We start from the raw sequence: 22,966 nt of genomic DNA on the forward strand, positions 1-22,966 counted from the left end.
CATGCATGAAAAAAAATACGTCAGCGAAAATTTTAATAAACACTGCTTTAGGCGTTAGTTTATCTATTTTGTCGGTATGTACACCAGTGTTAGAAGTGGTAGCTGTTACAAAATCAGATAGTTCTCCCTTAAGCCCAAAACCGTTGCTTAGTTTAAATGTAAATGAGAATATTTTAAAAAGTACGGTGAAAGAGACCAGTGATACTGTTAAGTCATCACAATCAGAGGAGAATGAATTATCATCGAGTCATTCATCGGATGAATCATCTAGTGACAATCAAGAATCAAGTGAATCATCAAGTCAACAGGATACAGATCAAGATTCATCTGAGGGGCATACTGAGAGTTCAACATCTGGTACTTCCTCTTCTAATGGGAATAATTCAGAGACTAAACCATCCTCAAGTGATAATCAAACATCAAGTAGTTCTAGCAGTAAGAAACCTGATAATTCTAGCAGTAAACAAGATTCATCTTCAAAACCTGAAAGTAATGGAGGCGGAAATACGTCATCAACATCATCTGGTGAAACAAAAAAAGATACGTCACCTATTACTTATGTTCGCAATCGAACCACAGGCGAGTTTGTAGAAGAAATTGGTGAAGATGCTAGAGAAATTGCGCAAAATAAAAACTTATATGCTTCTGTTATGATTGCTCAAGCAATTCTTGAAAGTGGGTCAGGTAATAGTAGTTTGGCTAGAACACCAAATTATAATTTATTTGGAATTAAAGGTTCTTATAAAGGAGAATCTGTTGAGATGGCCACTCTTGAAGACAGTGGAGATGGTGGGCTATACACAGTTAATGCAAAATTTAGAAAGTACCCTAGCTACAAAGAATCATTAGAGGATTATGCTATGTTGATGTCTGGAGGAGTTTCTGGTCGTTCTACTTTTTATCAAGGAGCATGGAAATCAAATACTCAAAATTATAAAGAGGCGACTAAGTACTTAACCGGCCGATATGCATCAGATTCTCGCTATAATGAGAAATTAAATGGATTGATTGAAACATATGACTTAACACAATATGACTCAGTCAAACCTAAAAAAGAAACTATAGAAAAAACAAAAGAAACAGAGGCTTTTATTAAAGATATTGCACCTAAGATTGAAGCTGTAGCGGATAAAAATGATTTATATGCTTCAGTTTTGATAGCGGAAGCTGTGATTAAGAGTAATTCTGGATTAAATGAGTTGTCTGAGCAGTTTAATGTGTATCAAGTTACAGGGAAAAATAACAATCAATCGGTTAAATTTGATACATTAACCACTGATGCTAAATCAGGAAAAACTAAGTTAGATACTAAAGAGTACAAGGTATATTCAACTATGGATGAAGCGATTGATGACTATATTGCCGAATTAAAAAAAGATGACACAATCTATCATGAAATGACACGCTCTAAAAAAGATACTTCAAGAAAAGTAACAGCTTATTTAACAGCTCAAAACAAAGAGGATAGACGTTACCATAAACGTCTCAATGGATTGATTGATACTTATAACTTAACACAATATGATAAGTTACCAAAAGAAACCAAAAAAGAAGATAATAAGAGTAAACCATCTGATATGGTTAATGAGTTAGGAATTAATATGGTGACGCAACTGGCTGAGAGTTTTTCACCAACTAAATTGACGTCACTAACAACTAAAAAATAAATACTTATATATGACTTTAATATGGAAAGTCGTTTCTACCTGATACCGTAAATATCAGTCTATAAGTAAATGAAGGATAGCTCCCTTTTTTACTTAATTGTAAAATGGGAGCTATTATTTAATTGGAGGAATAAAATTGGACGCATTGAAGCAAACGATTCTTAAACAAGGCAGAGTATTGGATGAAAATATTTTGAAAGTTGATAGTTTTTTAACTCATCAAATCGATCCAAAATTAATGGATGAAATAGGTAGACATGTGGCGAATACATACAAAAATAAGGGAGTCACAAAGATTGTTACAATTGAATCATCAGGTATAGCGCCTGCCGCATTTATTGGACTACATATGGATTTACCTGTTGTGTTTGCAAGAAAACAAAAAAGTTTAACTATGAATAGTGAATTATTGACGTCTGAAGTCTATTCTTTCACAAAACAGGTGACAAATACAATTGCTATCTCTAATAAATATCTTCAAGAGGGTGATAATGTACTTGTAGTAGATGATTTTCTTGCTAATGGTCAAGCTGCTTTAGGCTTGATTGAATTATGTAAACAAGCTGGTGCATCGATAGAAGCGATTTCAATTGTAATAGAAAAATCTTTTCAAGAAGGTAGAAAATTACTGGAAGATAAAGGTTATAAGGTAGATTCATTGGCTCGTGTTGGCTCACTAAAAAACAATCAGATACAGTTTATAGATTAATTGAAGGTTTAACTATTTTTTTATCAATTAGGTGTAATATGTTATTTATATATCGGTTTTATCAGGTTAATGATTATTTTGTCTAATAAAGAAAATAAAATAAATGATTATGAAATAAAATATTCTGTCAAAAGCAAGTGAGAGTGTCATCTATCCTTGCTTTTTATTGTTTAAACCTTTACACATTAACAATAGATTGATACTATTAAGGTGTTTTAAAAGAAAAAGTTGAAGGTAGTGAAGGATTTGTCGGAAAAAATTTTACCTGGTAGTACAATAGGTATAATTGGCGGAGGAGTTGTATCCTATCAATTAGTAGTGTCCGCAAAAAAAATGGGATATAAAGTAGCTGTACTGTCCGAATCAAAAAATTGTATAGCCGGAAAAGCTGCCGACATGCATTATATAAGTGATATAAATGATGCAGTTTATTTGCTTAAATTATCAGAAATATCAGATGTTGTCACTGTTGTCACTGAAAAATTAGATAAAGAAACATATAGATATTTAGCAGAAAAACATTATTTGCCCAAAATATGTATTCGCATTCTATTATAAAAAATCGTTATCTTCAGAAACAGTTTTTAGATGCCCATTCGATTAATATTACACCATATGAATCGGCTGTTGTGGTATCAGATATTTATGATGCGGCTGAAAGAATTGGGTACCCATGTATTATAAAGCAAGAGAACCGTCGCCATTACAATGAGGACAGCAGTTTAATTATTCATAGTGCTTATGAGATAAATAAGGCAGTTCCTTTAATTCAACAAGGACTGTGTATAGTTGAGTCATACATAGAAGTTGAGAGCGAATGGGAAGTGACTTTGTGTGTTAATGACGAAGGATATTATACTATCTTCCCATTTATGAGAATGGAAAAGACAAATGTCAATGATCTGTTTTATATTCAATCATTTGATGAATGGGATGATTTGAAAAAAGAAAGTACAAATCAAATGGAACTCATCACTAAAGTCATTGCTTCAGAGTTAGGTGTTTCAGGTACAGTAAAAGTGACTTTTTTTTTAACAAAAGAAGGGAACCTTTATGTCAATAATATTTCTATTTTTCCAAAAGAATACGATATCTTAACGATGACGTCATGTAATTTATCAATTTTTGATATGCATATTAAAAGCATTTGTAATTTTATGATTCCACCAGTGACGCAATTATCGCCTACCTATCTTTTACCAATCGGTGAAGAAAAAAAAGAGGATATTGCTAATCTAATGGATAAAAAGAATAAATGGCAGTTTTTTATTTATGAAGGATTTCGATACGAAAATATTTATGCTTTTGCACAAGTATATCCAACTAATTTACAAGAAAGTTTACAAGAAATAAAATATACAGGGTTAATTAGTGATTCTGTAAATGTTCAGGATGGTCAGAGTGAAAAAAGGTAAAACACAAAAGAGAGTTTATGATTATATCAAACAGCAAATTGAGACAGATACATGGTTAAATGGCTATCATATTATTGAACAAGATTTGGCAAATAGTTTATCTGTTAGTCGCACACCGATTAGAGGAGCGATTGCACAGCTAATTCAGGAAAAATATTTAAAAAAAGAAACAAATAGAGGCGTCATTGTTAGTAAAAATAAAATTAGTAACAAAGAGTTTGTTGAAAGAACACAACTAATCGAACTTCTTTGTTCACATTATTTATTCCAGCTTCAAATTAAAGAATACATGGTTGATAGAGAAGCATTTATATCATTAGTCGAGATAAATAAAAACAAACAATTAAATAAAGAAGAGTTTTATGACAAGTTTTGGCAATGTTTTTTAGTACCATTGAGTAACGACTTAATGAAAAAAACTATCATGACGCAAGTTTCAGCCATAAAGCTTGTCAAATTTCCTAATGCATCGATTGATTTTTTATATAAAGAAACCGAGCAGTTAGGTCAGAAGGTATCTCTATTGTTGCTAGATAGGAAATTTGAATTAGCTAGAAAAGAGCTGCGTGTTTACATTAATCGTTTAAATCTAGAGCTAATTGATCAACAAATATAAGGAGGAATGATGATGAAGTTATTACAAATTGGGACGTCTAATATCATGGCGTCACAACTTGCACTTGGGTGTATGAGAATGGCTGGTTTATCAAAAGAAAGAGCAAAAGAAGTAATAGAAACGTCTTTGGAATCAGGCATCAACTTTTTTGATCATGCTGATATTTATGGAGATGGAGAGTCTGAAGTGATTTTCTCTAAGGCAATAAAAGAAATAGATGTTAAGCGTGACGATATTTTTATTCAATCAAAGTGTGGAATTAGAAAAGGTTTCTATGATTTTTCTAAAGAGCATATCATTCAATCAGTTGAAGGCAGTTTAACCCGTTTAGGAACAGACTACCTTGATGTATTAGCATTGCATCGTCCTGATGCTTTGATGGAACCTGAAGAGGTGTCAGAGGCTTTTTACCAATTAAAAAAGGCTGGTAAAGTTCGATATTTTGGTGTCAGTAATTTTGCACCAACAACAGTTGAATTATTGCAACAATCATTGTCAGATAAACTAATAGTTAATCAATTACAGTTTGGATTGCAACATGCTAGCATGGTAACGAGTCAAATGAATGTTAATATGGAAAATGAATTGGGAATCAATCGAGATGGAGCAGTTTTAGACCATATGAGGTTAAAGCAAATGACCGTACAGGCTTGGTCTCCTTATCAATTTGGTTATTTTGACGGCGTATTCATTGATCATCCTGATTTTAAAGAGTTAAATGAATGTTTAAATAAATTAGCTAATTCATATAGTGTTACATCAACAGGAATTGCGACAGCTTGGATTAATCGACATCCGGCTAATATTCAAACAATTATTGGAAGTATGAATCCAAGTAGAATTAGAGATATCACTCAAGCAAGTGATATCAGGTTAACAAGAGAAGAATGGTATGAATTATATCAAGCTTCAGGCTTTACCTTATTATAAACAGTAAAGGATAGAAATATGGATATAAAAATAACAAAGTTAGAAAAAAAATATGGCTCATTGCAAGTACTATCAATTGATGATTTAACCTTTGAAACGGGAAAGTCATATGGAGTGATTGGCCCAAATGGTGCAGGTAAAACTACTCTTTTTAAATGTATGACCAATATCATTACAGATTATCAAGGTGATGTTAAAATTAATAATGTGTCAGTTCGCGATGACAATAGCATTCTATTTAATCTAGGGATTGTGTTAGATGGAGCTTCTGTTTATAAAGAAAGAACAGGTTGGTTTAATATTGAGTATTTCTCTGGATTAAGAGGAGAATTTGATGTAAACAAAGCAGAAGCGCTTGCAAGAGAATTAAATATTTCAGAATTTTTAGGAAGAAAAGTAAAAACTTATTCATACGGTACAATAAAAAAACTAATTTTATTGATTGCCTTATTACATGACCCTAAAATATTAATTCTTGACGAGCCATTTCGTGGGCTGGACACTGAGACAGTAGATTGGTTTAAGTTTTATCTTAAAAAAATGACTTCAGAAGGAATGACGTTAATCATTTCATCTCACGTAAAAAGCGACATCGAAACACTATGCGAGGAAGTTGTAATCTTGAAAAATGGTGAAAAAGTGCAACAGCTATCATTAGATGAAATGGATGATAAAAAAATTCGAGACATCGAGACATCAAACCAAGAGGCGTTCTTGGTGATTTTAGAAAATATGAACTATTACTCCAAAGTATTATCAAACGGCTGTGTAAGACTGGATATTGAAGATGTGAGATGGTCTGAAGTAAAAGACCGACTAAATGAGCAAGGCATCGAGATATTAGAAATGAAAAAAGTTACACTCTTAGATAATCATTTGAATGGAGGTAACAACTAAATGACAGCAACTCAGATTTTTAAGATGGAACTATTTAAATATACAAGGGACAGAACGTATATTATCACAACTGGTATATTAGCCATTATCAACATTCTTCTAACAGTATATTTTATGAATATTTTTGATAATATAAATCAGGTCAATGGACTTGAAAATGATTATTTATTTGGATTAATGATTATCCTCTTAGTTTTCACTATTTTTGCTAATATGATTTTTATGTTTGTTTATCCATTTCATTTAGTTTCAATGGATTATAAGAACAATGTCATGAGTATGCTGGTTTCTTCGGGAGTAAATAGAACACAACTCTTTTTCGCTAAAATAGGTGCGATATTTTTATGGAATATTATATTAACGTTAATCCTTGTATTCATTCCATCAGCACTTATTTTGTTCAGGTTCCAGCAAGTAGTGGATATCCAAACCATTTTATCAGGAATCTCAGCAGGATTTAATACAGTTGGTTTTTCATTTTTAGGAGTGATTGCCTCTAGTTTTATTTCATACATAAACAGTCTTGTGATAATTGCAACAGCTACTATTATGCTAAAAGGGAGTAATTTAACTATCTTCTTATTTATGGGATTATCTATGTTACAAGGAGTTATTACGAATACGTTATCTATTATTCCTACATCATTAGGATTTTCGATGACAGGAATCTTGATTATGAATAATTTGATTGTTGTAGTAATTACTTTGATTTTCGTTTTAATGTCATTACACTTTATGAAAACACAAAATCTTTAATTATTTTCAAGTAAACACGAACAATATTGGAAAAAAGTAAGAACTTTCATAAAAGCTCTTGCTTTTTTTTTATAATGATGTAGATTATCATAGGAATAGGAAACATTATTTAAATAATTTTAAATGAATATTCGTCTTTTTATTCCCGATATCACGTTTTGACTCTCTAGGAGGATGGAAATGAAGATTTTTGATTATGAAGACGTTCAATTAGTACCAAACAAATGTATTGTATCTAGTCGTTCGGAATGCGATACAACAGTGACACTGGGAGGCAGATCATTTAAGATGCCTGTTGTACCAGCCAATATGCAGACGATTATAGATGAACCAATTGCTGAATATTTAGCATCAAATGGCTACTTTTATATTATGCATCGTTTTAATGAACAAGCTAGAAAACAATTTATTACAGATATGCATGACAAAGGATTATTTGCTTCAATCAGTGTAGGTGTTAAGCCAACAGAATATGATTTTGTTAATGAACTAAAAGCTGAAAATTTAATCCCTGAATATGTTACCATTGACATTGCACATGGTCATTCTGATTCAGTGATTAATATGATTAAACATTTAAAGAAACAATTACCAGAAACGTTTGTTATTGCTGGAAATGTAGGAACTCCTGAAGCAGTAAGAGAATTAGAAAATGCTGGAGCTGACGCAACAAAAGTTGGGATTGGGCCTGGTAAAGTCTGTATCACGAAACTTAAGACAGGGTTTGGTACTGGTGGTTGGCAACTTGCAGCACTTAGAAGATGTAGTAAAGCAGCAAGAAAACCATTGATTGCTGATGGCGGTATCAGAACACATGGAGATATTGCAAAATCAATTCGTTTTGGTGCGACGATGGTCATGATTGGCTCATTGTTCGCTGGACACGAAGAATCTCCTGGTGAAATGAAAGAAGAAGATGGTGTATTATACAAAGAGTATTTTGGTAGTGCTTCTGAATTTCAAAAAGGTGAACATAAAAACGTTGAGGGTAAAAAAATATGGACACCGTTTAAAGGGAAACTAGAAGACACACTAAATGAAATGCAACAAGATTTACAATCTTCTATCTCTTATGCAGGTGGTAAAGATGTTGAGGCTATTCGTAAAGTTGACTATGTGATTGTTAAAAATTCCATTTTTAATGGTGATATTTTCTAAACAATAAAGTTTAACTACTAAGTGTTAATTGCTTAGTAGTTTTTTGTTTCGAATAACACTAATAAAATATGAGAGATATAAAACATAATAGTAGAAGTTGTTTTTTTATTGATGTATCATAATCTCTGATAGTAAAAAGGAGGAAAAGAATGAGGATTTTAATAACAAAATTAAAACAAAATAAGTCTTTAGTAGGTTTATCTTTGTTTATGACAGTTATCATGGTTGCATCTCAGTTGTGGCAACCAAAATTATTACAAAAAATCATGAATTCAATCATGACTGAAAATCAATCTGAGCTGAAAAAAGTAGGTATTATGTTAATTGTAGTGGCATTATTTGGTTTAGTTGCAGGGGTATTAAATACAATTTTTTCTGCGAAATTATCTCAAGAAGTTGCCTCAGATATTAGATCAGATGGATTTAAAAAGGTACAAGAGTTTTCGTTTGAAAATATCGAAACATTTTCGACAAGCAATCTTGTTATCCGTTTGACAAATGATATTACTCAAATTCAAAATGTCGTCATGATGATGTTTCAAAGTATCTTTAGAATACCCATTATGTTTATCGGGAGCTTTATTCTAGCGATGATGACTTTACCAAAATTGTGGTGGATTATTATTCTGTTAGTCGTTTTAGTTGTACTAACAGTAATGATTGTTTTTAGTATGATGGGAAAACACTTTGCAAAAATACAGCATTACTTAGAGAAAAGTAATGGTATAGCAAAAGAAAACTTAGCTGGGATGAGAGTGGTTAAATCATTCGTTCAAGAAAAAAATCAAATTAATAAATTTTCTGCTGTATCTGAAAAACTAACAAGTCATACGATTTCAGTGGGGAATTTATTTTCAATTATGATTCCAACATTCATGTTAATCTCGAACTTAGCGATTGTCATGTCTATCTATTTTACAGCGAATTTAGCTAAGACAGATATTGAGGCTATTAGTGCGGTTGTATCATTTATGAATTACTTAATGCAGATTATGATGAGTATTATTATTGGTGGTATGATGCTGATGATGGCATCACGTGGGATGGTTTCAATTAAACGTTTAAATGATATTCTTGAAACAAAACCAACATTGACTTATTTACCAGATAATGAATCAGAACCAATTAAAAATGGCGATGTATCATTTCACGACGTTAGTTTTACTTATGCTGGTGATGATATGCCAACTTTAAAAGATATTTCGTTTAAGATTGATCATGGGATGTCAGTTGGGATAGTCGGGGCAACAGGGTCAGGTAAATCGACTTTAGCACAATTGATTGCCCGTATGTATGACCCAACTACTGGGACAATACAAGTTGGTGATGCTGACTTAAAACATGTGAGCAAAGAAGAATTAAGAAACGCGATTGCGATTGTTTTACAGCGAGCGATTTTATTTTCTGGAACCATTGCAGACAATCTTCGCCATGGAGATGAGCATGCTGATGAAAAAGAATTGTATCGTGCGTCAACTATTGCACAAGCGTATGAATTTATCGAGCGTCAAATGGATGGGTTTGAAAGCCGAGTTGAAGAACGAGGGTCTAACTTTTCAGGTGGTCAAAAACAACGGTTATCCATTTCACGTGGGGTGATTGGTCATCCTAAAGTATTGATTTTAGATGATAGTACAAGTGCATTAGATGCTAAAAGTGAAAAATTAGTTAAAGAAGCTTTAGCTAAAGAATTATCTGATACAACTGTATTCATCATTGCCCAAAAGATTTCTTCTGTGGTTCAGGCAGATACTATCATAGTGCTGGATGAAGGTCATTTAGTTGCACAAGGAACACATCAAGAACTTTTACAAACAAGTGAGGTCTATAGAGAAATCTATGACACACAAAAATCAAAGGAGGTTGAGGTAATTGACTAAAAAAGAACCCAGTGTATTAAGCTTCTTTTGGACCTATTTAAAAGTCTATAAAGTGAAGTTTTTTGTGATTATTGTCGCAATTATTTTCTCAACTTACCTACAAGTTAAGGCACCCCAATTTACTGGTAAAGCAATAGAAGAATTAGCGAAATATGCGGGCACTTATATGTCTGTAGGACACGCAGATAAATCACCGTTTACGAGTGTGATAAAATTGTTAGTTGGTTTATATGTGTTAAATGCTATTTCAATGTTTATTCAAAATATTTTAATGTCTCGTGTAACAGGTCAATCGACGAATAGTATGAGAATTGGTTTATTTAAAAAGTTACAAACAATGACGATTCGTTTTTTTGATACACATCAACATGGCGATATTTTGAGCCGTTTTACCAGTGATTTAGATAATATATCAAATACAATGAATCAAGCACTGATTCAAGTATTGACTAATGTGTCGATGTTAATTGGTGTGACGTTCATGATGTTTAGAGAAAATGCTCAGATGACATGGATTACACTTGGTATGGCACCATTTGCAATTATTTTTGCAGTTGTCATCATCAAACAGGCTGAAAAGAAAGTTGGTATTCAGCAAGAAAGCGTCGGACGTTTGAATGGTTATATTGATGAAAAAATATCAGGTCAGAAAGTGATTATCACAAATGGATTAGAAGACCAAACAATCGAGGGATTTGAAAAGGTAAATAATGAAGTAAAAGAAGCAACATTTAAAGGACAAGTATATTCAGGCCTACTATTTCCAACTATGCAAGGTATTTCCTTATTAAATACTGCTATCGTGATTTTCGCTGGTGGTTGGTTAGTCAATAGTGGAAGTATTGAAAAAGCAGCAGGATTAGGTTTAATTGTGACGTTTATTCAATATTCACAACAGTTTTATATGCCACTCACTCAGATTTCTTCTCAGTTTAGTATGTTACAGTTGGCATTTACAGGAGCTAAAAGATTGAATCAAGTGTTCATTCAGCCAGATGAACCAAACGACAGTCATCTAGAAGCATTGACAGGATTGCATAAAGATGTGACGTTATCACATGTTGACTTTTCATACGAAAAAGATCGTCCTATTTTAAAAGATATTTCGATAGAAGCTAAGAAAGGGCAAATGGTGGCATTGGTTGGTCCAACTGGTTCAGGTAAAACAACCGTCATGAACTTATTAAATCGTTTCTATGATGTTGATTCTGGTAGTATTACGATAGATGGCCGTGATATTCGTGGCGTGACATTAGATAGTTTACGTTCACATATCGGGATTGTTCTACAGGATTCTATTCTTTTTTCTGGCACAATTAAAGATAATATCAAGTTTGGAAAACCAAGTGCGTCAGATGAAGAAGTCATATTTGCTGCTAAACAAGCGAATATTCATGAATTCATTATGTCACTTGAAGATGGTTATGACACCCTTGTCAGTGATGAAAATAGTGTCTTCAGTGTGGGACAGAAACAATTAATTAGTATTGCTCGTACAATTATTACGAATCCAGATTTATTAATATTAGATGAGGCGACAAGTAATGTTGATACCGTGACTGAAAGTCGGATTCAAAAAGCAATGGAAACTGTCATAAATGGTCGGACTAGTTTTGTTATTGCCCATAGGTTAAAGACAATCCTAGATGCAGACTTTATTGTGGTATTGAATCAAGGTGAAATTATAGAAGTTGGTACGCATGATACTCTGATAAATGAAGGTGGATTTTACGCGGAATTGTATCACAATCAATTTGTCTTTGAATAGAAAACAAAAGAACAATCTGTTACAGGTTGTTCTTTTTAAAGAAAATCGTTCAATTAACATATCTTTTTGATTAAATAAAATAATGATAATAGGCATCTACCCTATAATATTATTGAGTTTATAAAAATTATGACATAATTATAATAGATTTTTAATCAAAATATCGTTATAATGAGTGAGACTATGAAGAAATATATAAGTATACGAGAAAGGCATGTGTGTTTATGTCAAATAGGATTTTGATAATTGAAGATGAAAAAAATTTAGCTCGCTTTGTGGAATTGGAGTTAAAGCATGAAAAATATGAAACAGAAGTTCATTATAATGGACGTACCGGATTAGAGGCAGCGTTATCACAAGATTGGGATGCGATTTTATTAGATTTAATGTTACCTGAGTTAAATGGTTTAGAAGTCTGTCGTCGAATTCGTCAGGTGAAAAATACGCCTATTATTATGATGACAGCAAGAGATTCGGTCATTGATAGAGTATCTGGTTTAGATCACGGAGCAGATGACTATATTGTTAAACCATTTGCTATAGAAGAGTTATTAGCACGATTGCGAGCATTACTTCGCCGAATCGATATCGAAGGTGATAAAAATGTGACGAAACAAACGACATTATCTTATCGAAACTTAACAATTGAAAAAGAAAATAGGGTGGTTCGCCGAGGTGACGATATCATTGAACTAACTAAAAGAGAATACGAATTATTACTTATTTTAATGGAAAATGTTAATGTTGTACTTTCTAGAGATGTACTATTAAATAAAGTATGGGGCTATGAAATTGAAGTGGAAACAAATGTTGTAGATGTCTACATTCGTTATTTAAGAAATAAAATTGATGTTCCAGGAGAAGATAGTTATATCCAAACTGTTCGTGGAACTGGGTATGTAATGAGATCGTGATAAATAAGCTTAAAAGGAAATTTAATTGGCCCGCTAAATTTTCTTGGAAATCAATTACGTTGAAATGGACCATTCTAACATCATTAGTGATATCAATTTTATTTGCTGTGTTTGCAGTCATTTCGTATCAAATTAGTTCAAGATTAATGATTCAGCAAGAAGAGTTAACCTTTAATCGGACAATATCTGAGGTAACTAGCCGATTATCTAGAGGAACAGAGCCATTAAGTTTTAATAGCTCTGTTTTTTATCTGAAAGAATCGACCGGTGAATATGTTGGTGACAGTTATTACGGAGCCAGTACGTTAGAGTCTACTATGATGAATTTAAATAGCTTTATTTCTGAACTTTCAAGACCAGAAATGGATTTAAAAGTTTATAATACTGACGGTAATTTAGTTTTTGAAACAAAAAATCGCTATGTACCCTTTGATAAGTCGACTCAATCTGAAACAACAATTAGAACCTATGAATACGTTACAGGTTTGGTTTTACTAAAGCCAGTTTACTCTGATCAAACGGGGAAGTTAATCGGTTATGCACAAGGCTTTTATGATTTAGGTTTTTATTATAAATATCGACAACAATTATTACAAAATTTAGTAATTATAGGATTATTTGGTTTATTAGTCAGTGTGATGGTGAGCTTTTTATTATCAAGCTATTTTACCAGCCCTCTTAGGAAAATGGTAAGAACGCTAAATAATATTGAAACGGCACATAAGACTGGTCTTCGAATGCCAGTACCAAAATCAAATGATGAAATTTATGATTTAGCAAAAGCTTTTAATGATATGATTGAACGTATGGAACGATTTATTACGCAACAACAACAATTTGTTGAAGATGTGTCACATGAGTTAAGAACGCCTGTAGCTGTGATTGAAGGCCATCTGAATCTGTTGAATCGTTGGGGGAAAGATGACCCTGAAGTATTGGAAGAGTCTTTGAGTGCCTCACTACAAGAAATCACTCGTATGAAAAGTTTGGTACAAGAGATGCTTGATTTATCAAGAGCTGAGCAATCTGAGTTTCATTATAAAAATGAAACGTGCTTAGCAAAAGAAACAATCCAAACAACTGTAAGCAATTTTCAAATGCTTTACCCTGAATTTGTTTTTAATTTAGATGACGATGATTTAGATAATTCGGTTGAAATTAAGATGTATCGTAATCACTTTGAACAAATACTGATTATTTTATTAGATAATGCAGTGAAATATTCACGAGATAGAAAAGAAGTGATTATTTCAGCATCAAAATCTTATCAATATGTTGACTTAATGATTCAAGATTTTGGTGAGGGGATTTCTGAAGAGGAAATCGAAAAAGTGTTTAACCGCTTTTACCGAGTGGATAAAGCAAGAGCAAGACACACGGGTGGTAATGGCTTAGGTTTATCTATAGCTCAACAGCTTATTGAAAATTACAATGGGACAATTAATGTGAAAAGTCACGTCAATTTAGGTACGGCATTTTATTTATCTATTCCATATGTAGTCAAACAAAAAAATCCACAAATACCAACTGTTACAGAATAAAAAAGTATCTATCGAGATCTGCTATTAAAAGCGAGATTAAGATAGATACTTTTTATTTTAATTATCGTAATAAAGAAAGAAAATCGTCATTGGATATTTTTTGATCAAAATCAAAATCATCAACAATTAAAGTTGGAACAAAGTGCACATCGGCGTTTGCAGCTTCTTCTACAATATCTTGTAGCATTTTTTGATTATCTTGTTTGATTAACCCAAGTGTTTCCTCAGCAAATTCTCGTACTTCTTCTTGTGTGCTGAGAGATCCCCATTGACTTTGTGAATTATAGATATCTGTGATAACTTTAATTGCTTGTTCATTTGCTGGCACGTACTCATGCATCACATTGCCTAATGATAAACTAGCAGAATCTTTATTAAAAAGTTTAATCACGTAATGCAGATTTTCGCTGTTCACTTCTTTTGAGATTAAATCTAATTTTTCATCCCACCATTGTTTACAAAACGGGCAACGTAGATTAACAAATTCAAACAATAAATTTGGTGCATCAGCTTTACCAATTTTGATTCCAACAGAGCTAGTTACTTTTGTTGGATCGATTTTTTTTGTACCCATTGACTCATCTCCTTATTTTAAGGCAGCACTGTTAACCATTACTTCATCAATTAAGCCGTATTTTTTTGCTTCCTCAGCTGACATAAAGTTATCACGATCAGTATCTTGTTCGATGATGTCTAGTGGTTGACCTGTGTTTTCAGCTAAGATTTTATTTAATCTCTCACGCGTATTTAAAATATGGCGTGCTGCAATTTCGATTTCTGTCGCTTGCCCTTGAGCTCCTCCCAGAGGTTGATGAATCATGATTTCTGCGTTTGGTAATGCAAATCGTTTCCCTTTTGTTCCAGATGACAGTAGAAAACTTCCCATTGAGGCTGCCATACCTAAAACAATGGTCTGGATATCAGATTTGACAAAGTTCATTGTGTCGTAAATTGCAAGGCCAGCAGAGACACTTCCTCCAGGTGAGTTAATGTAGAGGTAAATATCTTTTTCTGGATCTTGGGCATCTAAAAATAATAATTGTGCAATAACACTATTTGCAACGTTATCATCAATAGGTCCGCTTAACATAATAATACGATCTTTTAGTAAACGAGAATAAATGTCATAAGCACGTTCACCTCTAGCAGATTGTTCGATAACTGTTGGTATTAAATTCATATAAATTCCTCCTAATAGTAACGCTACTAGACATATTTTAACATACTCTTTTTAATCTACCTAGAATTTAGCGTAAAAAAGGTCAATAAAGGTCAAAAAATTAAAAAGTAAAGAAAAAGGACATTCGTCCCCTAAATATTATGCTAAAATATGATATACTTTTCTTAAAAGAAAGTAACACGCCCTAAGGGAATCGAACCCCCGTCTCAAGAACCGGAATCTTGCGTGATATCCACTACACTAAGGGCGCATCTACTTGTATTAGTTTACCAAAAATATCTTAAATAGCAAGATGAAAAGGAGGAAAAGGTTATGAAGTTTACCCAAAATTTTCGACAAGGTCAAGCTCAGGTTCAAACCCAAAAATTATCTATGACCCAACAACTTCAACAATCTATTAAGATGTTACAGTTTGGTACTGATGACCTCCTGTCTTTCTTAAATGATAAAATGTTAGAAAATCCGCTAATTGATGTATCCGTTTCCGATATGGATACTCAGTATTTAGAAAGCAGTCACTATAATAGGTCGCAAGACAACGATAAAACAGATTGGATAAATCAAATACCAGAAAACGAGCAATCGCTATTTCATTATTTGATTGAGCAAATTCATCTTAATTATCGAGATACCCAACTTAGAAAAATAAGTTTATTTCTAATTGAGTTCATAGATACGAATGGTTATTTGACAATTTCTATAGAAGAAGCGATGGCTATAAATCATGTCAGTTATATTGAAGTGTTAGATGCTTTGACGTTAATACAGATGTTAGAACCTGCAGGAGTTGGAGCGAGAAATTTACAAGAGTGTTTAATGCTGCAAACAGAGCGAGATGATGAAGCACCTAATCAAGCTTACCTAGTATTAGAAGAATATTTTGATGATTTAGCAAATAGAAAATGGCAACGAATTGAAAAAAAATTAGGCCTATCATTAAAAGAAATACAAGAAATATTTGATTATATTCAAAAGTTGCATCCAAATCCCGGAGCAATATTTAGTAATGATGAGAACAGTTTGATTTATCCAGATTTAGTTGTAAAAGTAGATAAAGAAACAGATACTATTACTATTTCATCTACTAAAGTAGGACAGCCAGAAGTCAACTTTCAATCAAAATACTTTGAACGAATGTTGCGACAAGGTGGCACAGAGGTAGAAAAATATTTAAATGAAAAAAAAGCAGAATACGACTGGCTAAAAAAATCTCTTGAACAACGAGGAGATACTATATTAAGAGTTGGCAAAGAAATTGTTAAAAGACAATCTAACTTTTTTCTAAAAGATAGTCATCCACTGACACCGATGAAGCTAAAAGAGATCGCAAACGACCTATCACTTCATGAGTCAACGATTAGTCGAGCTGTAAATGGAAAATATTTAACGACAGAATTTGGCATATTTGAGTTAAGAAGTTTTTTTACGACAGGATTAGAGCAAAAAAATTCTTCTGATGTGATCGCAACTAGTGACATAAAAGAAACAATAAAAGAGTTAATAGAGGATGAAAACAAAGCAAAACCACTTTCAGATCAAAAATTAGTAGACCTGTTGAAAGAAAAAAACATTGATATTTCCAGACGTACAATAGCCAAGTATCGTGAAGAATTAGGAATACAATCATCAACAAAGAGAAAAAGATTTGATTATTAAACAAAAACTTGAGTGTCAGACTTGTATTATTTAGTCAGACTTGTTATTATAAGCATGTAAGGGTTGGACGAAATCATTAGTTATTTTGCATCAACCCTATCAAAATACAACATGTGGGTCAGAAAAAGTCTATCATGGACTAAATTTGTCCCTGTACTTAAGGAGTATAATCTATGAGCGATGATTTTGATATTATTGAACAGATTGCTCCTGACATGATTCAAGTGATTGAACAACGGTTTCGTATTTTGCGAAATATATATTGGAATCAGCCAGTTGGACGCAGAAAATTATCTGAAAAGGTAAATTTAACTGAGCGGATACTTCGAAGTGAAACAGAGGTATTAAAACAACTTAGTTTAATCGAAGTCTCTAAAATTGGAATGTCGCTTACTGAAAAAGGATTAAGTCTTTATAGTGATTTAGAAATAGTCATGGCAGAGCAGACGGGCAATCGTGTCCTTGAGAAAAAACTTGCTAGTAAACTTAATATTGAAAGGTGTTTAATTACTCCTGGCGATAGTGATGTTGAAAGTAAGGTGTTAGAGAAATTTGGAGATTTAACTTCTGATATTCTTGCAACACGTTTACCTGATGGTGAAAATATTATCGCCGTCATGGGAGGCACGACAATGGCTACAGTAAGTAAATGCATGTACCGACTAGAAACACCTAAAAGACATAATATATTTGTCCCTGCAAGAGGTGGGATTGGTGAAACCATTCAAACTCAAGCAAATTCAATAAGTGCAACCATGGCAGAACAAACAGGTGGCGAGTTTAAAGTGTTATATGTACCAGAACAAGTTAGTTCTGAAACGTATGAGTTACTCCTTCATGAGCCGACTGTTCAACGCGTATTAGAGTTGATATCTAAGTCAAACGTTGTGATTCACAGTATTGGACGTGCACTTCATATGGCAAAACGTCGTAACATGAGTGCAAGTGATTTAGCAATGCTTTCTAATAAGGGTGCTGTTGCTGAATCGTTCGGTTACTTCTTTAATAAAGACGGAGAGGTCGTCTATAAAATACCTCGAATCGGTCTTCAAATGAAAGACCTTCAAGAAATACCGTATGTTATTGCTGTTGCTGGCGGTAAAACAAAAGCCAAAGCAATTGAAGCATACATCAAAAATGCTCCTAAACAGACGTGGTTAATCACAGATGAAGGAGCGGCAAAACAGATTTTAAAAGAGGAAACTCTTTAAAATAAATAAATTTTTTCGATTTTCTAAAGGAGGAAATCTCACATGACAGTTAAAGTAGGTATTAATGGTTTTGGACGTATTGGACGCTTAGCATTCCGTCGTATCCAAGAAGTTGAAGGATTAGAAGTTGTAGCAATCAATGACTTAACAGATGCACAAATGTTAGCTCATTTATTAAAATATGACACAACTCAAGGACGTTTCAATGGTGACGTTGAAGTTCATGACGGATTTTTCAAAGTAAACGGAAAAGAAGTTAAAGTAACTGCTAACGCTAACCCAGCTGAATTACCATGGGGCGAATTAGGCGTAGACATCGTTTTAGAATGTACTGGATTCTTTACATCTAAAGAAAAAGCAGAATTACATTTACAAGCTGGTGCTAAACGTGTTGTTATCTCTGCTCCTGGTGGAAATGACGTTCCAACAATCGTTTATAACACTAACCATGAAATTTTAACTGGTAAAGAAACAGTTATTTCTGGCGCTTCATGTACAACAAACTGTCTTGCTCCAATGGCAGATGCTTTAAACAAAAACTTTGGTATTGTTGAAGGATTAATGACAACAATTCACGCTTACACTGGTGACCAAATGACATTAGATGGACCACATCCAAAAGGTGATTTCCGTCGTGCTCGTGCAGCGGCTGAAAACATCGTACCTAACACAACTGGTGCTGCTAAAGCAATCGGTTTAGTTATTCCAGAATTAAATGGGAAATTAGACGGAGCTGCTCAACGTGTTCCTGTTGCAACTGGTTCTTTAACTGAATTAGTAACAGTTTTAGACAAACAAGTTACGGTTGAAGAAGTTAACGAAGCAATGGAAAAAGCTGCTAACGAATCTTACGGTTACACAATTGATCCAATCGTATCTTCTGATATCGTTGGTATGACTTATGGCTCTTTATTTGATGCAACTCAAACTAAAGTTATGACAGTTGGCGACAAACAATTAGTTAAAACTGTTTCTTGGTATGATAACGAAATGTCATACACAGCTCAATTAGTTCGTACTTTACAATATTTCGCATCATTAGCTTAATTTTAATACACCCTATCAAGATTATCGAAGCGGGGAAGCAATCGCGCTTTCTCGCTTTTTTTGTTAATTCATAAGGAGGCGTCAACAAGCATGGCAAAAAGAACAGTTGAAGATTTAGATTTAAACGGTAAAAAGGTCTTAATACGTGTTGATTTTAATGTTCCAATTAAAGATGGAAAAATTACAAATGATAACCGTATTGTTGCAGCTTTGCCAACAATTAATTATGTTATCGAGCATGGTGGAAAAGCAATTCTTTTCTCTCATTTAGGTCGTGTAAAAACTGAAGAGGACAAAGAAGGCAAATCATTACAACCAGTTGCTGCTCGCCTTTCAGAATTACTAGATAAACCAGTTTCTTTCGTTCCTGAAACTCGTGGAGCTGAGCTTGAAAAAGCTATTAGCGAAATGAAAGATGGAGATGTGTTAGTTGTTGAAAACACTCGTTTTGAAGATATTGATGGCAAAAAAGAAAGCAAGAATGATCCAGAATTAGGTAAATACTGGGCTTCTTTAGGCGATGTATTTGTAAATGACGCGTTTGGTACAGCTCATAGAGCACATGCTTCAAACGTTGGAATTGCATCTAACTTACCTTCAGCTGCAGGTTACTTAATGGAAAAAGAAATCAAATTTATCGGTGGAGCTGTTGACGAACCTAAACGTCCATTCGTGGCAATTTTGGGTGGAGCAAAAGTATCTGATAAAATTGGTGTTATCGAAAACTTAATTGACAAAGCTGATAAAATCCTTATCGGTGGTGGGATGACTTATACATTCTACAAAGCCCAAGGAAAAAATATTGGGAAATCAATTTGTGAACCAGATAAAGTTGATTTAGCTAAAGAATTACTTGAAAAAGCAGCTGGAAAAATTATTTTGCCAGTGGATACAGTATGTGCACCTGACTTTGATAATGATGCACCAACTGAAATTCATGAAAGTAATATTCCAGATAATTTAGAAGGATTAGATATTGGTCCAAAAACAATTGAATTATTCACTAAAGAATTACAAGGTGCTAAAACAGTTGTATGGAATGGCCCAATGGGAGTCTTTGAATTACCGACATTTGCTAAAGGTACAATTGGCGTATGTGAAGCTATCGCAAACTTAAAAGATGCTACGACTATTATTGGTGGTGGAGATTCAGCAGCTGCTGCAATCCAATTAGGTTTTGCTGATAAATTTACACATATTTCAACTGGTGGTGGCGCATCACTTGAATACCTTGAAGGTAAAAAATTACCAGGTGTAGAATCTATTTCAGATAAATAAGACTAATAAGGAGTCGAGAACATGCGTAAACCGATTATTGCAGGAAACTGGAAAATGAATAAAACTGTTTCAGAAGCACGTGACTTTGCTGAAGCAGTAAAAAATAAAATCCCTAGTAACGATGTAGTGGATTCAGTTATTGGCGCACCAACTTTATTCTTAACAGATTTAGTTGATATTGCTAAAGGAACTGATTTAAAAATCGCTGCACAAAACTGTTACTTTGAAGACAACGGAGCGTTCACTGGTGAAACTTCTCCAGCAGCTCTAGAAGATTTAGGTGTTGACTATGTGATTATTGGTCACTCTGAACGTCGTGAGTATTTCCACGAAACAGATGAAGACATCAATAAAAAAGCAAAAGCAATCATCGCTCATAACATGACACCAATCGTATGTTGTGGTGAATCTTTAGAAACTTATGAAGCAGGTAAAACTGCTGAATGGATTAAAGGACAAATTACTGCAGCATTAGAAGGTTTAACAGCTGAACAAGTATCTAACTTAGTTATTGCTTATGAACCAATTTGGGCTATTGGAACTGGTAAATCTGCTGACGCAACAATCGCTGATGATATCTGTGGAGTTGTTCGTCAAACAGTTGCAGATCTTTATTCAGATGACGTAGCTGGAAAAGTTCGTATTCAATATGGTGGTTCAGTTAAACCTGAAAATATCGCTGAATACATGGCTAAAGAAAATGTTGACGGAGCACTTGTAGGTGGCGCAAGCTTACAACCTGATTCATTCTTAGCATTATTGGAGGCATTAAACTAATATGGAAAAAGCACCAGTAGCAATTATTATATTAGATGGTTATGGTAAACGTGATGAAGTTACAGGTAATGCTGTTGCACAAGCGAATACACCTAACTTTGATCGTTTTTGGAATAACTATCCTCACAACACACTAAAAGCATCTGGTTTAGATGTAGGATTACCTGATGGTCAAATGGGAAACTCTGAAGTTGGACACACTAATATTGGTGCGGGCCGTATAGTTTATCAAAGTTTAACTCGTATCGACAAAGCAATCGAAGACAAAGAGTTTCAAACAAATGTTGCCCTAAATAATGGGATTCAACATGCGTTAGATAATGATTCTGCGCTTCATTTATTTGGTCTATTATCTGATGGTGGGGTTCATAGTCACCAAAACCATTTATATGCCCTTTTAAAAATGGCAAAAGAGAGTGGCGTAAAAGAAACTTACGTACATGCTTTCTTAGATGGTCGTGACGTAGCACCAACTTCAGCTTATGGTTATATGGAAGAATTACTTAAAGTCATGAAAGAATTAGATTATGGAAAAGTTGCGACAGTTTCTGGGCGTTTCTATGCAATGGATAGAGATAAACGTTGGGAACGTGTGTCAAAAGCTTATGAAGCAATTGTAGATGGTATTGGCGTGAAAGCGACTGATCCACTGCAAGCTATCCAAGAATCTTATGACAATGAAGTAAATGATGAGTTCTTAGTGCCAGTTGTAATCGAAGAAAATGGTAAACCTGTTGGACAAGTAAAAGACAATGACTCTGTTATTTTCTTTAACTTCAGACCAGACCGTGCGATTCAATTGTCAAATGCTTTCACTGATAAAGAGTGGGAGCGCTTTGAACGTAAAAATCATCCTGAAAATGTTAAATTTGTGACAATGACTTTATATAATCCAAGTATTGTAGCAGAAGTAGCATTTCCTCCAATCGAAATGAAAAATGTAATTGGTGAAGTATTATCAGATGCAGGATTAAAACAATTAAGAATTGCTGAAACTGAAAAATACCCACACGTAACATTCTTCATGAACGGTGGACGTAACGAAGAATTTCCAGGAGAAAGTCGTATTTTAATCAACTCACCTAAAGTTGAAACATATGACTTGAAACCTGAAATGAGTGCTTATGAAGTAACAGATGCGTTACTTGCTGATATTAAAGCAGATAAACATGATGCGATTATCTTAAACTTTGCTAACCCTGACATGGTAGGTCATTCAGGTATTTTAGAAGCAGCGATTAAAGCAATTGAAGCTGTGGATGAATGTTTAGGTAAAGTAGTAGATGCAATTATTGCTAAAGGTGGATCTGCTATCATATTTGCCGATCATGGTAACTCAGAAACAATGACAACACCAGAAGGAAACCCACATACAGCTCATACGACTGTACCAGTTCCTGTTATTGTTACAAAAGCTGGCGCAACTCTTAGAGATGGCGGTCGTTTAGCAGATGTGGCTCCTACAATGTTAGACTTATTAGGTATCGAAAAACCTGAAGAGATGACAGGTGAGTCATTAATTAAATAATTCACGAGCTTTTAATTGAAAGTATTCGTGAAAATGGT

21 protein-coding genes, 1 tRNA gene and 1 riboswitch are annotated in these 22,966 nt (G+C 33.6%); of the genes, 19 read left to right on the forward strand and 3 right to left on the reverse strand.

The window, feature by feature from the left end; genetic code table 11:
* The first annotated feature begins 5 nt into the window (after window positions 1–5).
* From BW731_RS12660 to BW731_RS10550, 13 genes are all read left to right on the forward strand, one after another.
* The gene (locus BW731_RS12660; RefSeq protein ID WP_158080211.1) at window positions 6–1,667 is read left to right on the forward strand and encodes a glucosaminidase domain-containing protein; all 1,662 of its coding nucleotides are present in this window, start codon (window positions 6–8) and stop codon (window positions 1,665–1,667) included.
* Window positions 1,652–1,749: riboswitch (purine riboswitch) on the forward strand. Its footprint overlaps the gene before it by 16 nt.
* Window positions 1,750–1,803: 54 nt before the next feature.
* Window positions 1,804–2,376 carry a xanthine phosphoribosyltransferase gene (locus tag BW731_RS10495; protein ID WP_079347983.1) on the forward strand — a complete coding sequence of 191 codons (573 nt, stop codon included), beginning with the start codon at window positions 1,804–1,806 and terminating at the stop codon, window positions 2,374–2,376.
* Window positions 2,377–2,613: 237 nt separating this feature from the next.
* Complete coding sequence (locus BW731_RS10500; RefSeq protein ID WP_143592783.1) at window positions 2,614–2,934, forward strand: 5-(carboxyamino)imidazole ribonucleotide synthase; 321 nt, start codon at window positions 2,614–2,616, stop codon at window positions 2,932–2,934.
* Complete coding sequence (locus BW731_RS10505) at window positions 2,913–3,791, forward strand: ATP-grasp domain-containing protein (RefSeq protein ID WP_079347987.1); 879 nt, start codon at window positions 2,913–2,915, stop codon at window positions 3,789–3,791. Before BW731_RS10500 ends, BW731_RS10505 begins: the two co-directional genes overlap by 22 nt.
* Window positions 3,778–4,407 (forward strand): GntR family transcriptional regulator, encoded by a 630-nt coding sequence (locus BW731_RS10510; protein ID WP_158080212.1) that lies wholly within the window; start codon window positions 3,778–3,780, stop codon window positions 4,405–4,407. Before BW731_RS10505 ends, BW731_RS10510 begins: the two co-directional genes overlap by 14 nt.
* Window positions 4,408–4,419: 12 nt before the next feature.
* A complete protein-coding gene (locus BW731_RS10515) occupies window positions 4,420–5,337 on the forward strand; it encodes an aldo/keto reductase (RefSeq protein ID WP_079347991.1) in 918 nt (305 codons plus the stop codon).
* A gap of 18 nt (window positions 5,338–5,355) precedes the next feature.
* Entirely contained in the window at window positions 5,356–6,234 is an 879-nt protein-coding gene (locus BW731_RS10520) for an ATP-binding cassette domain-containing protein (RefSeq protein ID WP_079347993.1), read from the forward strand.
* On the forward strand, window positions 6,235–6,990 hold the full coding sequence (locus tag BW731_RS10525; protein ID WP_079347995.1) for an ABC transporter permease: 756 nt from the start codon (window positions 6,235–6,237) through the stop codon (window positions 6,988–6,990).
* A 180-nt stretch (window positions 6,991–7,170) separates the two neighbouring features.
* Window positions 7,171–8,148 (forward strand): GMP reductase, encoded by a 978-nt coding sequence (guaC, locus tag BW731_RS10530; protein ID WP_071457124.1) that lies wholly within the window; start codon window positions 7,171–7,173, stop codon window positions 8,146–8,148.
* 149 nt (window positions 8,149–8,297) lie between these two features.
* Window positions 8,298–10,028: an ABC transporter ATP-binding protein gene (locus BW731_RS10535; RefSeq protein ID WP_079347997.1), complete on the forward strand. Its 1,731-nt coding sequence runs from the start codon at window positions 8,298–8,300 to the stop codon at window positions 10,026–10,028.
* On the forward strand, window positions 10,021–11,796 hold the full coding sequence (locus BW731_RS10540) for an ABC transporter ATP-binding protein (protein WP_079347999.1): 1,776 nt from the start codon (window positions 10,021–10,023) through the stop codon (window positions 11,794–11,796). The genes BW731_RS10535 and BW731_RS10540 overlap by 8 nt, the downstream gene beginning before the upstream one ends.
* Window positions 11,797–12,020: 224 nt before the next feature.
* Window positions 12,021–12,710 carry a response regulator transcription factor gene (locus BW731_RS10545; protein WP_071457857.1) on the forward strand — a complete coding sequence of 230 codons (690 nt, stop codon included), beginning with the start codon at window positions 12,021–12,023 and terminating at the stop codon, window positions 12,708–12,710.
* Window positions 12,711–12,769: 59 nt separating this feature from the next.
* Window positions 12,770–14,251 (forward strand): HAMP domain-containing sensor histidine kinase, encoded by a 1,482-nt coding sequence (locus BW731_RS10550; protein ID WP_233120461.1) that lies wholly within the window; start codon window positions 12,770–12,772, stop codon window positions 14,249–14,251.
* A gap of 61 nt (window positions 14,252–14,312) precedes the next feature.
* Here the strand turns inward: BW731_RS10550 and BW731_RS10555 are convergent, their stop codons facing one another.
* The 3 genes from BW731_RS10555 to BW731_RS10565 form a co-directional block, all read right to left on the reverse strand.
* Window positions 14,313–14,825: a thioredoxin domain-containing protein gene (locus tag BW731_RS10555; protein ID WP_079348001.1), complete on the reverse strand. Its 513-nt coding sequence runs from the start codon at window positions 14,823–14,825 to the stop codon at window positions 14,313–14,315.
* A gap of 12 nt (window positions 14,826–14,837) precedes the next feature.
* Window positions 14,838–15,431: an ATP-dependent Clp endopeptidase proteolytic subunit ClpP gene (gene clpP / locus BW731_RS10560; protein ID WP_079348003.1), complete on the reverse strand. Its 594-nt coding sequence runs from the start codon at window positions 15,429–15,431 to the stop codon at window positions 14,838–14,840.
* Window positions 15,432–15,609: 178 nt separating this feature from the next.
* A tRNA-Arg gene (locus BW731_RS10565) sits at window positions 15,610–15,681 on the reverse strand.
* 62 nt (window positions 15,682–15,743) lie between these two features.
* Here BW731_RS10565 and rpoN point away from each other — a divergent pair.
* From rpoN to gpmI, 6 genes are all read left to right on the forward strand, one after another.
* Window positions 15,744–17,087, forward strand: a complete 1,344-nt coding sequence (gene rpoN / locus BW731_RS10570) for an RNA polymerase factor sigma-54 (protein ID WP_079348005.1) — start codon at window positions 15,744–15,746, stop codon at window positions 17,085–17,087.
* 173 nt (window positions 17,088–17,260) lie between these two features.
* Window positions 17,261–18,298 carry a sugar-binding transcriptional regulator gene (locus BW731_RS10575; RefSeq protein WP_079348007.1) on the forward strand — a complete coding sequence of 346 codons (1,038 nt, stop codon included), beginning with the start codon at window positions 17,261–17,263 and terminating at the stop codon, window positions 18,296–18,298.
* A gap of 42 nt (window positions 18,299–18,340) precedes the next feature.
* Window positions 18,341–19,345, forward strand: coding sequence for a type I glyceraldehyde-3-phosphate dehydrogenase (gene gap, locus BW731_RS10580; RefSeq protein ID WP_079348009.1), 1,005 nt, complete (start codon window positions 18,341–18,343; stop codon window positions 19,343–19,345).
* 90 nt (window positions 19,346–19,435) lie between these two features.
* The gene (locus BW731_RS10585; protein WP_079348011.1) at window positions 19,436–20,623 is read left to right on the forward strand and encodes a phosphoglycerate kinase; all 1,188 of its coding nucleotides are present in this window, start codon (window positions 19,436–19,438) and stop codon (window positions 20,621–20,623) included.
* A gap of 21 nt (window positions 20,624–20,644) precedes the next feature.
* Window positions 20,645–21,400 carry a triose-phosphate isomerase gene (tpiA, locus tag BW731_RS10590; protein ID WP_079348013.1) on the forward strand — a complete coding sequence of 252 codons (756 nt, stop codon included), beginning with the start codon at window positions 20,645–20,647 and terminating at the stop codon, window positions 21,398–21,400.
* Between the two features lies 1 nt (window position 21,401).
* A complete protein-coding gene (gene gpmI, locus BW731_RS10595; protein WP_079348015.1) occupies window positions 21,402–22,928 on the forward strand; it encodes a 2,3-bisphosphoglycerate-independent phosphoglycerate mutase in 1,527 nt (508 codons plus the stop codon).
* The last annotated feature ends 38 nt before the right edge of the window (window positions 22,929–22,966 follow it).

The organism is Vagococcus martis, assembly GCF_002026305.1.
GTDB classification, from domain to species: Bacteria; Bacillota; Bacilli; order Lactobacillales; family Vagococcaceae; genus Vagococcus; species Vagococcus martis.